Genomic DNA, 14856 nt, shown 5'->3' on the forward strand with positions numbered 1-14856 from the left:
TTGTCACGCCGTGCACCGAAAGATGTCACCCCGTGCACGCCGGCCCCCGGGACACCGCCTCCCGGGCGCTCCAGGGCCTGTTCACACTAGGCCCGCGCCGCCTCGGCGACACCCGACAGAATGTCCACCGCCGCGAGCCGTTCCTTGACGAAATCGATGAAGACCCGCGCCCGGGCCGGCATCATCCGCGACGGGAACAAGGCCACCATGGGAATGGGTGCAAAAGACCAGTCCGGCAACACCCGGACCAGGCCGCCGCCCTTCATGTCCTGAACGGACAAGGGCACGATGCCCATGCCCGCTTCCCCCATGCGGCGCAGCATCAGCACCTGATTCACGGCAATCCGCCCCCGGACCCGGACCCGCTGTTCCTGGCCGTCCCGGGCAAACAGGGTCCAGAGGGAGTCCACTCGCTCGGCGGTGGCGCGCAGGCACTCATGTCGCGCCAGGTCCGCCGGACTGTCGGGAGTCCCTTGCGCGTCCAGATACCCCCGGGACGCGTACAGCCCCAGGACCAAGGTGCCGAGCCGCCGCGACACGATCCCGGAATCGGGCGGCTCGCCCACCCGGATCACCACGTCGTAGGGATCCGACTGCAGGTTGATCCGCCGGATGCTGAGGTCGTACTCGCACTCGATCTCCGGGTAGCGCAGCGAAAACTCCCGCAAAGCGTTCGAGAGCAGCGACATGGCCAGCGTGGACGGCATCGACACCTTCAGGCGTCCGCGCGGATTGCTGGCCTCGTCCACGAGCATTTCATGGGCGATGCGGGCTTCTTCCACAATGTGCTGACAACGCGCGAAATACGCCGCGCCGGCCTCGGTCAGGCTCACCTTGCGGGTGGAGCGGTTCAGCAAGCGCACGCCGATGGATTTTTCCAGCGCCGAGATCCGCCGGGAAATCGTGGACGCCGGCATGTCCAGCGCCTCGCTCGCGCGGGTAAAACCCCGGCCGCGCGCCACCTCGACGAACAGCTCGATATCGTTCAATGAAGGAGACATGACTTCTTTCCTGGGCAAGATCCGGCCCGAGCGTGACATTGTCCCGCATTCCCGCCTCGATTGCCTTCATGAATGGAAAACTGAATTCGCATTCAGCCTGTTTATCACAAGGCAGAGATAGCGCAGAATACGTTTCATCGAGGCAGGACATAGCGCGCAACACGGAAAGCCCGCAGCGCCCTGCCCCATTTCTAACCTTGATTGAAGGAAACCATCATGAAAGTCACCGCTACCCTCGCCGCCCTCTCGCTCGGTCTCGCCTCTGTCGGCCTGGCCCAAGCCGCCGACCTGACCCGCGCCGACGTCGTCCAGCAACTGCACGAAGCCCAGGCCCAGGGCATCGTGACCATCGGCGAACAAGGCAACTACCCGGTCGAAAGCACGCCCAGCACCCTGAGCCGCGCGGAAGTGGTCAACGCACTGCGCCTGGCCCAAGCCCAGGGCCAGGTCGAGTTCGGTGAACAAGCCCAATATCCCCAGGTCCACGCCGAAGGCGCCGCCAAGACCCGCGCCCAGGTCCTGAGCGAACTGGCCACCGCACGCGCCGACGGCGCAGTGAACATCAGCGACAACGAGCAGTATCCGCTGTAATTCCCCGCACACGCGCCATCCCGCCCCCGCCCGCCGCTCATCCGGCGCGCGGGGGCGGCGTCATGGACGAGGGTGCGTCAGGCACGAACCGCTTGCAAGCGGCGAGGCGGGCCTCAAGCCCAGTACATGGCGCCCACGTCATGGGCGAAGATCGGATAATCCATCGGCACGCCGTTCAAGCCCTTGCGGACCACTGAAATGATCTCTGGGGAAAAGATCCAGGCATTCACCGCGTCATCGGTCAGATGACGCTGCATCTGCCGGAACAGGCGGCTGCGCACACGCGGATTCATGCTGGCGTCATGCTCGTCGACCAGCGCCCGGAACGCCGGACTGTCGTAGCCGAAGTAATAATCCGGCCGGGTATAAATCGCGTAGTCCAGCGGCTCGACATGCAGGATCAGGGACAGGTCGAACCGGCCGCGGAATGCGCCGGACAGCCATTCGGCCCAGGCCACCCGCTGCAGGCGGGTCTGGATGCCGACGGCCTGTAGCGCACGCGCGATCACCGGACCGCCCGCCAGGGCATAGGGCGTGGGCGGCAAGGTCAGGTCCAGCGTCAGCGGCAGCGACACGCCGGCCTCTTTGAGCAAGGCCCGCGCCCGTTCCGGATCGTAAGGATAGACCGCCGTCAGGTTGACGTAGTCCGGGTCGGTCGGCACGAAATGGCTGCCGATGGCCCGCCCCCGGCCGTGCAGCACCTCGCGGATGAAGGCTTCACGGTCGATGGCGTGCATCAGCGCGCGCCGTACCCGCACATCCCCCAGCGGCGCACGCCGGTGGTTGATGGCCATCATGCCCTTGCCGGAGGAACTGCCGGCCAAAATGCCGTAATGGCTGCTGGCGTCGAAACGCTCGATGCTGGTGGTCGCCGCCCGGAACAACAGATCGATCCGCTGATCCAGGACCGCCTGGATCTGCTGCTCGGGATCGGGAATGAAACGAAAGGTCGCCGCCTTGATCCGGATCTTCCCGGGCGCGCGGAACCCATCCCAGCGCCGCAGGTCGATATCACCGTCCGGCCGCCGCTTCAGCTCATAGGGGCCGGTGCCTACAGGTGTCTGCGCGGCACGGTCGGCGCTGTCCGGATGCAGAATGACGGCCGGCGGCTCGCCCAGCCGAAACAGCAGAAACGGGTCAGCATGCCGCAGGATCAGCTCGACCGTCCCGGCATCCAGGGTCCGAACGGCCTCGATATTGGCCAGCGTCGCGGCCAGCTTGTTCGCATGGCCCAGGGATTTCGCCCGTTCCAGGCTGTAGGCGACCACCGACGCATCCAGGGGTTTCCCATCGTGGAAGCGCACGTCCGGCCGCAGCCGGAATCGGTAACGCAACTGATCGTCGGACACATCCCACGCCTGCGCCAGCAAGGGCGCGACCCGGCCGCTTTCCTTGATCCGGGTCAGGCCTTCAAAGACGTTGCCATAGACGACCTCGCCGGCTGCGGCCGCAGCCGTCGAGGTCGGGTCCAGGCTCTCAGGCCGCAAAGACAGGCTGATCACGAGCGACCGATCCCTGGGACTCGCCCGGGCTCGCAGAGGCGCTCCGGCCACGGCAGCGGCCGCGAACGGGGAAGAAAGGAGTGTGCGACGGGAAATCAATTCAGGATTCCTCGGCCGGAGCCGGACGCTTGAACGACCAACAAAGGTCTGCGGTAAGATGCGAAGACTCCCGCCGACACTAATGCGCTGCGCGAGTGACCACAGCGGAATTCCGGCCTGGAAACGGGTCGCCAGACATGAAGACGGCTCATCATAACTTGAACCCCTGGCTGCGGTCAGCCTTGTGGATGGTGCTCGTCTTCGGTCTGTTGTTGATCGTGGGCGGGTGTCTGATCTACCAGGACATCAAGGAACGCCACCAACATCAGGCCGAGCAGGAACTGCTGCTGGTCAACCGGCTGCAACTGCAGATCCTGAGAGCCTGGCGTGAAAACCGGATGGCGGATGCCCAGACCCTGATGGGCGACGTACCGTTCAGCCGCACCGTGGCCCACTGGCGCCTGTCTGTCGCTGCGGACCTGGCCGACGAGCCGGCGCTGCGCGACCTGATCCAGGGCCGGCTGCGCCTGCTGCGCGAACAATCGGACTACGCCGCCGCCTATCTGGTCGATACTGACGGCGGCCTCCTGCTGGCGCCCGAGGGCGTCGCCTCGGGACATCTGGCCCCCGCCGAATCCGCCGCACTGCGCCAGGCCTTGTCCCGGGCCCAGCCCGAGACGGTCGAACCCCACCTGAATTCAGCGTTCGCCTTTCCCTTTTTCAGCCTCCTGGCGCCGGTTTACTTCGACGATGAGCCGATCGCGGCAGTCTGGATGGCCGTGGACGTGCGCACCTCGCTCTACCCTCTGATCGAGAAATGGCCCTCGGCCAGCCACACCGCAGAATCCACGCTCGTGATACGGGAAGAGGACCAGGCACGGGTGCTGAGCCCGCTGCGCGACCGGCTCGAAGCCGCGCCCGGCCTGCGCATCCCGCTGACCCGCACGGATGACCCCATGGTCCAGGCCGTCACCGGCATGCGGGGCCTGTTCTACGCGCAGGACTACCGTGATCAACCCGTCATCGCCATGGCCTCGTCCGTGACCGGCTCCCCCTGGTACCTGGTCTCCAAGATCGACACCCAGGAAGCGCTCACCAGCCGCTGGCGGGAATTGCTGCGCATCGCCACGCCGATTGCCGCCGGCCTGCTCTGCGTGTGGCTGGCCCTGGCCTACATGCAGTACAAGGCCTGGCACCGCGAACGCGCCCTCAAGCGCCTGCTGGAACTGCAGGTCCGGCAAGACCCCCTGACGGGCGTCGCCAACCGGCTGGCGCTGGACGAACGGCTGCGGGAAGACTGGCACCGCACGATCCGGCGCGGCCAGCCCCTGTCAGTGCTGATGATCGACGTCGACGACTTCAAGCACTACAACGATCACTATGGCCACGTCACCGGCGACCAATGCCTGCAACGCGTCGCACAAACGATCGTGTCAGTGGCGTCCCGCGCGACCGACCTGGTGGCCCGCTACGGCGGTGAGGAATTCGTGGTGCTGCTGCCGGATACCAGCCCCGACCAGGCCCAGGCGCTGGCGCACACCCTATGCGCAGCGGTGTTCGACGCCGCGCTGGAACATGCATGCTCTACTCACGGGCAGCGCGTCACAGTCAGCATCGGCGTCGCCGGCATGACGCGCGGCGCTGTGCTGAACACCGGTTTCGATCAAGCCAGAAAGGCATTGCTGGAACGCGCGGATGCTGCGCTCTATGCGGCAAAGCATGCGGGGAAGAATCGGGTGGAGATGGGGTGAGGATAAGAGATGGTGGGCGGTACTGGGTTCGAACCAGTGACCCCTGCCGTGTGAAGGCAGTGCTCTACCACTGAGCTAACCGCCCAATCGGGCTGTTCAGGATCTGCGCGGGACGCGCGGGATCAGCCGACTGGAAAGACAGCAATTATACATGGTTTTCCGGGACGGCGCTGACAGCCGCCCGGACTGCGGGGGCGCCCAGCCAGGCTGCCCCCACCGCCTCAGACCGCCGCCCCGCCCGCCTCGGCAGGCGGTGCATCGATCTGCCGCCACAGGCAGGGTTTGCCGCCCGCCTTGTCCAGGCCGTCCAGATAGGCCTCGTGCGCCTGCAGGGCCTGGGCATCGACCTGGATGATGGGCAGGCCGGAGGCGTCGAAGCGCCCCTGGGCGCCGGCCGCACCGGCGCCGGCGCCGCTTGCTGAATCGTCAGCGCCGTCATCCAGCAGAGAATCCTGGCCGCGCGTCATGGCCAGCCAGACCTCGCCCAGCAATTCCGAGTCCAGCAAAGCGCCGTGCAGGGTCCGGTGCGCGTTGGAAATGCCGAAGCGTTCGCACAGCGCGTCCAGATTGTTGCGCTTGCCCGGGAACATTTCGCGCGCCACCATCAGCGAATCGGTGACCTTGCCGCACAGTTCGGTGAAAGGCGGCAGCTTGGCGCGGCGCAGTTCGGCGTTCAGGAACTTCACGTCGAAGGCCGCGTTGTGGATGATGACCTCGGCGTCGCGCACGAAATCCACCAGTTGCTGGGCGACTTCCGGAAAACGCGGCTTATCGGACAGGAACTTGGTCGTCAGGCCGTGGACCCGCAAGGCCTCGGGATCGCTGTCCCGGTCCGGGTTCATGTACAGGTGCAGGTGCCGTTTGGTGACCTGCCGGTTGAGGATCTCGACGCAGGCCATTTCCACCACGCGGTGGCCCTGCTCGGGCTCCAGGCCCGTAGTTTCCGTATCCAGAACGATTTGACGCATGAGATTCCTTGCCGGTCCGCCGGGGCCGGCCCTATCGCGAGATTCAGGAGGCGCGGGCGCCCTGAGGGTCCTCGACGCCGAGATTGGCCAGGGCATCCGCCCGTTCGTTGCCGGGGTCGCCGGCATGGCCCTTGACCCACCGCCAGTGTAATTCATGCCCGGCGGCCAGCTCGTCCAGAATCTGCCACAGGTCGGCGTTCTTCACCGGCTTCTTGTCCGCCGTGCGCCAGTCGCGCCGCTTCCAGTTGGGCAGCCATTCGGTCATGCCCTTTTGCACGTAGGAAGAATCCGTATGCACCGTCACGACGCAGCGCCGCTTGAGCGCCCGCAGCGCCTGGATCACGGCCATCAGTTCCATCCGATTGTTGGTCGTATCCGGTTCGCCGCCGTGCAGCGATTTTTCGTGCGGTCCCTGGCGCAGCAATACGCCCCACCCGCCCGGACCCGGATTGCCCTTGCAGGCGCCGTCGGTCCAGGCGTCCACTCTGGGTTCAGCCATGTTGATCCTCGTTGATTCGATTGGCGACGGGCGCCACGGCGGCCCGGCGTTCGCGCCGGCGGCGCGGCTTGCGCCAGGCCGGTCCGACCAGGCGCATGCTGGAGACCCGCTTGACCGCTGCGATCGCATACACGGCGCCGCCGGCAGGCCACCAGCGGTCGCCCGCATGTTCCATGAAGCGCCAGCGATGCAGCCAGGCCTGGGTCGCGCACAGGGGGGTATAGCAGCCGAAACGGCCCCGATCCAGCTCGAAGGACAGGAGTTTGAACCAGTCCTTCAGGCGTGCAGGCGATACCTGGGACGGCACCGGCACCGGCAGGCGTAAATCCAGGCCCGGCAGGGATTCCCGCAGGCCCCACAGGCTGTAGGGATTGAAGCCGGTCAGCACCACCCGGCCCTCGGGCATCAGGACGCGCTCGACTTCGCGCAGGGCCTGGTGCGGGTCCGCGCACCATTCCAGGGTGTGCGGCATGACCAGCAGGTCGATGCTTTGCGTGTCGAAAGGCAGTTGTTCGGGCTCGCAGACCAGGCGCCCGGCCCGCGTGCCAAAAGGCGCGCTGGGGCTATGCGCCCAGGCCTTGTAGGGGATGCGGTTGGCCTGCAGCAGGTTCCAGTGCGGCAGCCCGATTTGTATGGCATGATAGCCAAACGCATTGCCAACCATGGCATCGACCTGGCGCTGTTCCCAGGCGCGCACGTACTGCCCCGCCGGGGTTTCCAGCCATTCGGCCAATTCAATCGGCAGTTCGCGCTGCGATGCCACTCTGACTCCCTTGCCATGAACACGTCCGCCCCCATCCAGGCCGCGCCGGCCGTCCTGACGCCCATCCCGGCCCTGTCGGACAACTACATCTGGATGGTACAGAAAAACGGCCATGCGATCGTCGTGGACCCCGGCGAATCCGGCCCCGTCGAATCGATGCTGCGCGACGGGCTGATCCTGGAAGCCATCCTGATCACGCACCACCACGGCGACCATGTCGGCGGGGTGCGTGCATTACAACAGCGAACCGGGGCGCGCGTCTACGGGCCGCGCCACGAAAATATCCCGCTGCGCGACGTGCCCCTGTCCGAAGGCGAGACCGTGGACCTGCCCGGCACGGGGCTGCGGTTCCAGGTGCTGGACATCCCCGGCCATACGGCGGGCCACATCGCCTACACCGGCTTGCTGGAACCCGGCCGGCCGGCGGTCTTCTGCGGCGACACGCTGTTCGCGGCCGGTTGCGGCCGGCTGTTCGAAGGCACGCCCGCCCAGATGCTCGACTCCCTGGACAAGCTCGCCGGGCTGCACCCGGACACCCTGGTGTGCTGCGCGCACGAATACACGGCCTCCAATATCCGCTGGGCCTTGCAGGTCGAACCCGATAATGCCGCCTTGCAGCAACGCGCGCAGGACGTGACGCGCACACGGGCGCTGGGCCAGCCCACCCTGCCGTCCACGATCGGCCTGGAGCTGGACACCAATCCGTTCCTGCACAGCCGCCGGGCCGACGTCCGCGCAGCCGCCGCCCGACAAGCCGGGGCGCCCCTGGACACGCCCCAGGCCGTCTTTGCCGGGCTGCGACAATGGAAGAACGACTTCCGCTAAGGGCCGGGCAGACAGGGCGATTCCGGCAATTTCTCAAGTGTTTCGCACAAATGATGGATTCCTTGGGTAAAATCGGGAAATTCGCGCCTCGAAATTCCCAATGATCCACCCATGAAAATCCTGCGACTTCTCCTGCCGCTGATCCTGGTGGTGCTGGCCGGTTGTGCCACCCGCCACCAAACGGCCGATCAGCGCCAGGCCTATGACGCGGAAGACACCTCGCGCACCGTCGACCTGACCCATCCGCCCCGCGACATGTGGGACCGCATCCGACGCGGTTTCGCCATCCCCAATCTGCGCAACGAGCGGGTCGACTACTGGACGGACTACTACGCCTCGCACCCGCAATCGGTGCTGCTCATGAGCCAGCGGGCGGGCAAGTATCTGTACTACATCGTCGACGAGCTGAACCGGCGCGGCCTGCCCACCGAACTGGCGCTGCTGCCCTTCGTCGAATCCGCCTACAACCCCAATGCGCTATCGCGGTCCCAGGCCTCCGGCCTGTGGCAGTTCATTCCCAGCACCGGACAGCACTACAAGCTGGAACAGGACTGGTGGCGCGACCAGCGGCGCGACCCGGTCGCATCCACCCAGGCGGCGCTGGACTACCTGAGCTACCTGTACGACTTCCAGGGCGACTGGTATCTGGCGCTGGCCTCGTACAACTGGGGCGAAGGCGCCGTGAAACGCGCCATGGACAAGGCGGCCAACGCCGGCAAGCCCACCGGCTACACGGCCCTGGACATGCCTGACGAGACCCGCAACTACGTGCCCAAGCTCCAGGCCATCAAGAACATCATCGCCCGCCCGGACAAATTCGGCATCACCCTGCCCGGCGTCAGCAACACCCCGTACTTCACCACGGTGCACAAGTCGCGCGACATGGACATCGCCGTGGCCGCCGCCCTGGCGGAAATGCCGCTGGAAGACTTCCAGGCGCTGAACCCCTCATACAACCGGCCCGTCATGCTGGCCGCGCACAACCCGGCGCTGCACCTGCCGCTGGACAAGGTCGGCGTCTTCAACGACAACCTGGAATCCTATACGGGCAGCCTGTCGTCCTGGCAGGTCGTCCACCCGAAAAAGGGCCAGTCCCTGGCCAGCATCGCCAAAACGCACGGCATCACGCTGAACCAACTGCGCCAGGCCAACAGGCTGGGCCCGAAGCAGACCCGCGCCACCACCGCCCTGCTGATCCCCGCCCGGGAAGCCCCCGCAGGCGGCCTCATGCTGGCGTCCTACGCGTCCCCCGGTGCGGAACCGGCGGCCGAACCCAGGACGATCCGGCGTGTCGAGGTCCCAGCCCGGGCGTCTGCCAAGCTGAACACGCAGGACTTCCGGCCCAAGCCCGTCGTCCGCACGCATACGATCCGCCAGGGCGACACCCTTTATTCGCTGGCACGGCGCTACAACACTTCGGTGGACGCGCTGCGCAAACTCAACAACCTGAAGAATTCCTCCCTGTCCACCGGCCAGCGCCTGCGCGTCCCGGGGACTGAGGTGCAAGGGTAAAAACTTCATTCACTGGACACCACCATGGGCTTTCTGAACGGCAAACGCATCCTGATCACCGGCGTACTCTCGAACCGATCCATCGCCTACGGCATCGCGCACGCCTGCCGCGCCCAAGGCGCCGAACTGGCGCTCACCTACGTCGGCGAACGCTTTGAAGGCCGCGTGCGCGGCTTCGCCGAAGAACTGGGCAGCAGCATCGTCATCCCCTGCGACGTCGCCGACGACGCCCAGATCGAGGCCGCTTTCGCCTCGCTGCGCGAACACTGGGACGGCCTAGACGGCTTGGTGCACTCCATCGGCTTCGCCCCGCGCGACGCCCTGGAAGGCGATTTCCTGGACGGCATGACGCGCGAGAACTTCCGCATCGCCCACGACATCTCCGCCTACAGCTTCCCCGCCCTGGCCAAGGCCGCGATGCCTATGCTGGAAGGCCGCAACGGCTCGGTCCTGACCCTGAGCTACCTGGGCGCTGAAAAAGCCATCCCCAACTACAACATGATGGGCCTGGCCAAGGCATCCCTGGAAGCCAGCGTGCGCTACCTGGCCAAGTCCATGGGCAAAAAAGGCCTGCGCGCCAACGGCATTTCCGCCGGCCCGATCAAGACCCTGGCCGCCAGCGGCATCCGCGACTTCTCCAACATGCTGAAGTACGTCGAATCGCAATCGCCGCTGGGCCGCAACGTCACCATCGAGGACGTCGGCAACGCCGCGTCCTTCCTGTTGTCGGACCTGGCCGCCGGCATCACCGGCGAAATCCTGCACGTGGACTGCGGGTTCTCCAATACCGTGCCGGGCATGGACTGAGCATCCGGCCTGGCAGCCGCCCGGGATCGGGCGACGGTCCGTCACATACGGTCCCTGCAGCCCCGATCCCGTTCACGCCTTAGGGCGCATCGCCACTCATCAACTCGACCAGGGCGCCGGCCACGATGCGCGTCGCCATCCGCAGTTCGTGCAAGGGCACGCGCTCATTCGCGCGATGGCCGTTGGCCTCCAGGGGATCCGCCGGCCCGGCGCCGAACATGACGGTCGGGATGCCGGCCTCGCTGTACAAGCGCGCGTCGGTATAAAGCGGCATCCCGATCGTCGTGACGGGCTTGCCCAGGATGTCATCCGCCTGCGCGCACAGGAGCCCGGCCAGGCGTTCCGAAGCGGCCGTGGGCCTCAGCGGGTGGGCCAGCAGGATGCGCCGCACATCGGCGGACACGCCGGGCAGCGCCGCCAGGGCCTGCTGCACGACGTCCTTCAGTTCGGCTTCCACCGCAACGGGATCTTCCTCGGGGATGATGCGCCGGTCGATGCGCAGGGTCGCCTGGTCCGCCACGACATTCGTATTGATGCCCCCTTCGATCAGCCCGACGATGAGCGTCGGGCTGCCGATGCCCGGCACGCGCGAAGCACGGCCGGACAAGCGGTCCCGATACGCGTACAGGGCATTCAGCAGCACGGAAGCCGCCTCGATGGCATCGGCCCCCGTCGTCGGGAACGCCGCATGCGCGGAACGGCCATGGACCGTGATTTCCAGATGCAGGCAGCCATTGTGGGCGACGACCACATGGTGTGTGAACGCGGCAGAGATGACGTAATCGGGCGTGCTCAGCTTGCGCTCGAGCAGCCACCCGGGCCCCGCCAGGCCGCCCGTTTCCTCATCATAGGTCAGGTGCAATTCCACGCTGCCGCTGAAATCCGCCCCCTGGCGCTTGAGCGCTCGCAAGGCCAGCATCGCATACGCGTACGTGGTGAAATCGGACTTTGACACCGCCGCGCCGCGCCCATACAGCCAGCCGTCGCGCACGATCCCGCTGTAGGGGCCGTCGCTCCAGCCGGCGCCGGGAGGCACCACGTCGCCGTGTGCGTTCAGGGCGATCGTGGGCCCCGGCCCGAACGTATCCCGCACGATCAGATTGGTGACGCTGCGCATGCCGGCCGCACGCACCGCCGCCTCGTCGACGACATGCCGCTCGACGACAAAACCCAGTTGTTCGAGCAGGCCCGCCGCCAGTTCCGCATGCGCGGCGCAATCGCCGGGCGGATTGTCGGAGGGGCATTGCACCAGCTTGGCCAGCAATGCCACCTGCTCCTCGAAGTGCTCATCCACAAAGGCGCGGATCGCGTCTTTCATTTCGGTCTCCTTGGTCATTCGAATCGTCATGGAAGCGGCGTCTCCTGGCGCCGCCTGTGGAAAGGTGCGCTGACGCTCAGCGCTGCGGCTCAGTGGCCGCCACCACGATCCGCTGCTCACCCAAAGGGCGGCAGACTGCGTGGATCACGTCCCCGGCCTTCAGATAATGCTTCGTCGCCATCCCCACCCCCGCCGGGGTGCCGGTCGTGATGACATCACCGGCGCGCAACAGGAAAAACCGTGACAGATACGCGACCAATTCCGGCACTTTGAAAATCATCCCGTTGGTATTCGAACGCTGCCGAACCTGGCCATTGACCTGCAACTCCAGCAGGAGATCCGCAGGATCGGGGACCTCGTCCTTCGTCACCAGCCAGGGGCCCAGCGGCCCGAAGCCAGGCGCACTCTTGCCGATGGTCCACTGCCCGGCATAGCGCGATTGCCACGCCCGGTCGGTGAAGTCGTTCGACAGACAATAGCCGGCGACATACTCCAGGGCTTGGCCGGCTTCGACCTGCCAGGCATCCCGCCCCATCACGACCGCCAGTTCGACCTCATAGTCCACTTCAAGACTGCCGGGCGGCAGGCGTAGGGGATCGTCCGGGCCGGCAATGCAACTGGGTGCCTTGTTGAAGACCAGGGGGTGCTGTGGAATCGGCAAGCCGGCCTCGGCGGCATGATCCGCAAAATTCAGACCGATCCCGATCAGATTGCCGACGCCCGCGATGCAAGGCCCGATCCGGACTCCGGCATCGACCCTGGGCAAGCGGGACAGGTCCAGGGCGCTCAAATGCGCCAGGGCTTCGTCGGACAAGGCCGCCGCATCAATGTCGCCCACGACCGAAGACAGATCGCGCCCGATGCCCTCGGCGTCCAGCAGGGCCGGCCGCTCATGACCCGGATTGCCGTAACGAAATAATTTCATTGCAATGCCCCAAAATGTTCAGCCTAGCCGATCATAAGGCCTGCCATGAAATTGTCTACATTAGTGTAAACACCAGAGCATACAAATAAAGACAGAACGAGGCATCGTTACAGATCACAACAGGAGACTGCACCCAGGCTATCGTGGCGGCTGTCCTGAAACAGCTCGACCAGGAATAGCGGCGGCCCGGCATTGAAAAAGCCCTTGGTTCCATCGGGAACCAAGGGCTTTGATGTGTCCTGGCGGACAAGGGGGGATTCGAACCCCCGATACGCTATTCACGTATACACGCTTTCCAGGCGTGCGCCTTCAACCACTCGGCCACCTGTCCTGCACGCCCACACGCCATAGCGGCAGACGAAGTCCGCTATTCTAACAGAATAATGCCAGATCCGTCAGCCGCTCTCTATCGAGCGACATCCGGCGATCAGGCCGCGCCCAACCCCCCGGACACCGACACGCCCACGCCGCCCACCATCCGTTCAACGTAGCGAGCGATCAGATCGATCTCCAGATTCACCGGCGAGCCGACCTCCAGGTTGCGCAGGGTCGTGACCTGGACGGTGTGCGGGATCAGGTTGATGGAAATTTCGGTGCCCTCTTCCTGGTCGTCCACGCGGTTGACCGTCAGGCTGACGCCGTTGACGGTGACCGAGCCCTTGTACGCCAGGTATTTCGACAGATGAGCGGGGACGATGATGCGCAGCTCGGTCGATTCCGCCACGGCTTCGAAGCAGGTGACGCGGCCCACGCCGTCAACGTGGCCGGATACCAGATGCCCGTCCAGGCTGTCGCCCAGGCGCAGGGCGTGTTCCAGATTGACCTCGCCTGGCCGGTCCAGGCCGCAGGTGCGGTCCAGGCTTTCGCGCGACACATCGACTTCGAAGACATCGCCATCGAGGACAACGGCCGTCATACAGGCCCCCTGGATGGCGATCGAATCCCCCAGGCGGGTCGCCGCCAGCGGCAGGCCGCCGGCCTGGATCGACAGGCGCACGCCTGCATCCTCGCTGTCTCCCAGGGGGCGAACTTCGGTGATGCGGCCCACGGCCGCGACGATACCAGTGAACATGAAGCTATCCTTTATTCATTGCATGCAAACCGAAGGCGCAGCGTGGGGGCCATTACAATCCGCACGCCTGGACCAGCGCCTGCCAGCGCCCCGTATCACGCAAGCGCAGCCGCATGTCCGGGGACAAGGGCTGGACGTCCAGGAATTCATATCGATAGGCCTGGTCCAGGCCCGCAATCGGGGTCGGCAGCGCCGCCAGGCCCTGGCCGTCGCCCAGGATACTGGGCGCCACGTAAGCCACCCACTCGTCGACCAGCCCCGCCTGGATCAGCGCACCCTGCAGCCGCGCGCCGGCCTCGACATGGACCTCGTTGATCTCGTGAGCCCCCAGCCAGCGCGCCAGCGCCTCCAGGGACAGGCCGCCATGATCGTCTGCAGGCAGCACGATGACGCGCACATTGCGCGCCGCCAAGCGGGCGGCCTTGCCGGCGTCGGGCCGTGTCGTGAAGACCCAGACCGGATCGCCATTGATGATCCGGGCCTGCTCGCCCAGCACGAATTGCGTGTCCAGCACCGCGCGGATCGGCTGGCGCGGGGTCTCGACCGCGCGCACGTCCAGCATGGGATCGTCGGCCAGGACCGTGCCAATGCCGGTCAGCACCATGCAGGACCGTGCCCGCCAGCGATGCCCGTCCTCGCGCGCGGCGTCACTGGTGATCCACTGCGAGCGGCCGTCCGGCAGGGCCGTATGCCCGTCGAAGGACGAGGCGGACTTGAGCCACAACCAGGGCGTGCCGCGCGTCATCCGGGCAAAGAAACCGGGGTTCTGCGCCAAGGCGTCTTCGGCGAACAGGCCGACGTCGACCTGGATGCCGGCGGCTCGCAGCCGGGCGATCCCGCCGCCCGCCACCTTGGGGTTGGGGTCCTGCAGCCCGATCACGACTCGCGCGACACCGGCTGCGACCAGCGCATCGGCGCACGGCGGCGTGCGGCCGGTATGGCTGCACGGTTCCAGCGTGACGTAGGCCGTCGCGCCACGCACGGCCACGCCCCGGAGGGCGGCCTCGTGCAGGGCCTGGGCCTCGGCGTGCCGGTCGCCTGCTCGCTGCGTGCTGCCCTCGGCCAGCCAGCGACCGTCGCGCACCAGGACACAGCCGACACGAGGGTTCGGGCTGCTGACGAACAGGGCCTGCTCGGCCACCGTCAGGGCGCGCCGCATCCAGCGGTGGTCTTCGGTGGAGAAAACAGGGCCCCCACGCTGCGCCTGCGGCTTGCTGCCCCCCGAGGGGGCGTCTTCCATCTTGGGGCGGCCCGGCGATGGAAGGGGGCCCCCACGCTGCGCC

General features: G+C 66.3%; 14 protein-coding genes and 2 tRNA genes. 5 read left to right on the plus strand and 11 right to left on the minus strand.

Annotation, left to right across the window (positions count from 1 at the left end):
- Positions 1–86: 86 nt before the first annotated feature.
- Positions 87–1001, minus strand: a complete 915-nt coding sequence (locus ACFO0J_RS00730) for a LysR family transcriptional regulator (protein WP_376811149.1) — start codon at positions 999–1001, stop codon at positions 87–89.
- Between the two features lie 216 nt (positions 1002–1217).
- On the opposite strand from ACFO0J_RS00730, the gene ACFO0J_RS00735 reads away from it, so the two are divergent.
- Positions 1218–1592, plus strand: coding sequence for a DUF4148 domain-containing protein (locus ACFO0J_RS00735; protein ID WP_376811150.1), 375 nt, complete (start codon positions 1218–1220; stop codon positions 1590–1592).
- A 113-nt stretch (positions 1593–1705) separates the two neighbouring features.
- On the opposite strand, the gene ACFO0J_RS00740 is transcribed toward ACFO0J_RS00735, so the two are convergent.
- Positions 1706–3094 (minus strand): ABC transporter substrate-binding protein, encoded by a 1389-nt coding sequence (locus tag ACFO0J_RS00740; protein WP_376811151.1) that lies wholly within the window; start codon positions 3092–3094, stop codon positions 1706–1708.
- A 236-nt stretch (positions 3095–3330) separates the two neighbouring features.
- Here ACFO0J_RS00740 and ACFO0J_RS00745 point away from each other — a divergent pair, with 236 nt between their 5' ends.
- A complete protein-coding gene (locus tag ACFO0J_RS00745; RefSeq protein ID WP_376811152.1) occupies positions 3331–4884 on the plus strand; it encodes a GGDEF domain-containing protein in 1554 nt (517 codons plus the stop codon).
- Positions 4885–4894: 10 nt separating this feature from the next.
- On the opposite strand, the gene ACFO0J_RS00750 is transcribed toward ACFO0J_RS00745, so the two are convergent.
- From ACFO0J_RS00750 to ACFO0J_RS00765, 4 genes are all read right to left on the minus strand, one after another.
- Positions 4895–4969: transfer RNA gene (locus tag ACFO0J_RS00750), tRNA-Val, on the minus strand.
- A 136-nt stretch (positions 4970–5105) separates the two neighbouring features.
- Positions 5106–5852 (minus strand): DNA polymerase III subunit epsilon, encoded by a 747-nt coding sequence (gene dnaQ, locus ACFO0J_RS00755; RefSeq protein ID WP_376811153.1) that lies wholly within the window; start codon positions 5850–5852, stop codon positions 5106–5108.
- 43 nt (positions 5853–5895) lie between these two features.
- A complete protein-coding gene (gene rnhA, locus ACFO0J_RS00760; protein ID WP_376811154.1) occupies positions 5896–6351 on the minus strand; it encodes a ribonuclease HI in 456 nt (151 codons plus the stop codon).
- Complete coding sequence (locus tag ACFO0J_RS00765; RefSeq protein WP_376811155.1) at positions 6344–7114, minus strand: class I SAM-dependent methyltransferase; 771 nt, start codon at positions 7112–7114, stop codon at positions 6344–6346. Before ACFO0J_RS00765 ends, rnhA begins: the two co-directional genes overlap by 8 nt.
- Positions 7115–7129: 15 nt before the next feature.
- Between ACFO0J_RS00765 and gloB the strand changes: the two genes are divergently transcribed.
- The 3 genes from gloB (at position 7130) to fabI (ending at position 10258) form a co-directional block, all read left to right on the plus strand.
- Positions 7130–7939 carry a hydroxyacylglutathione hydrolase gene (gloB, locus tag ACFO0J_RS00770; RefSeq protein WP_376811156.1) on the plus strand — a complete coding sequence of 270 codons (810 nt, stop codon included), beginning with the start codon at positions 7130–7132 and terminating at the stop codon, positions 7937–7939.
- A 111-nt stretch (positions 7940–8050) separates the two neighbouring features.
- Positions 8051–9451, plus strand: a complete 1401-nt coding sequence (locus ACFO0J_RS00775) for a transglycosylase SLT domain-containing protein (protein ID WP_376811157.1) — start codon at positions 8051–8053, stop codon at positions 9449–9451.
- Positions 9452–9475: 24 nt separating this feature from the next.
- A complete protein-coding gene (gene fabI / locus ACFO0J_RS00780; RefSeq protein ID WP_376811158.1) occupies positions 9476–10258 on the plus strand; it encodes an enoyl-ACP reductase FabI in 783 nt (260 codons plus the stop codon).
- 79 nt (positions 10259–10337) lie between these two features.
- Here the strand turns inward: fabI and ACFO0J_RS00785 are convergent, their stop codons facing one another.
- The 5 genes from ACFO0J_RS00785 to ribD form a co-directional block, all read right to left on the minus strand.
- Positions 10338–11606 (minus strand): M20/M25/M40 family metallo-hydrolase, encoded by a 1269-nt coding sequence (locus tag ACFO0J_RS00785; protein ID WP_376811159.1) that lies wholly within the window; start codon positions 11604–11606, stop codon positions 10338–10340.
- A gap of 46 nt (positions 11607–11652) precedes the next feature.
- Positions 11653–12501, minus strand: coding sequence for a fumarylacetoacetate hydrolase family protein (locus tag ACFO0J_RS00790; RefSeq protein ID WP_376811160.1), 849 nt, complete (start codon positions 12499–12501; stop codon positions 11653–11655).
- 240 nt (positions 12502–12741) lie between these two features.
- Positions 12742–12832: transfer RNA gene (locus tag ACFO0J_RS00795), tRNA-Ser, on the minus strand.
- Positions 12833–12928: 96 nt separating this feature from the next.
- Positions 12929–13573, minus strand: coding sequence for a riboflavin synthase (locus ACFO0J_RS00800; RefSeq protein ID WP_376811161.1), 645 nt, complete (start codon positions 13571–13573; stop codon positions 12929–12931).
- Positions 13574–13625: 52 nt separating this feature from the next.
- Positions 13626–14813: a bifunctional diaminohydroxyphosphoribosylaminopyrimidine deaminase/5-amino-6-(5-phosphoribosylamino)uracil reductase RibD gene (gene ribD, locus ACFO0J_RS00805; protein WP_376811162.1), complete on the minus strand. Its 1188-nt coding sequence runs from the start codon at positions 14811–14813 to the stop codon at positions 13626–13628.
- Between the last annotated feature and the right edge of the window lie 43 nt (positions 14814–14856).

Origin of the sequence: Castellaniella hirudinis (genome assembly GCF_042651965.1) — a bacterium.
Taxonomy (GTDB): domain Bacteria; phylum Pseudomonadota; class Gammaproteobacteria; order Burkholderiales; family Burkholderiaceae_B; genus Castellaniella; species Castellaniella hirudinis.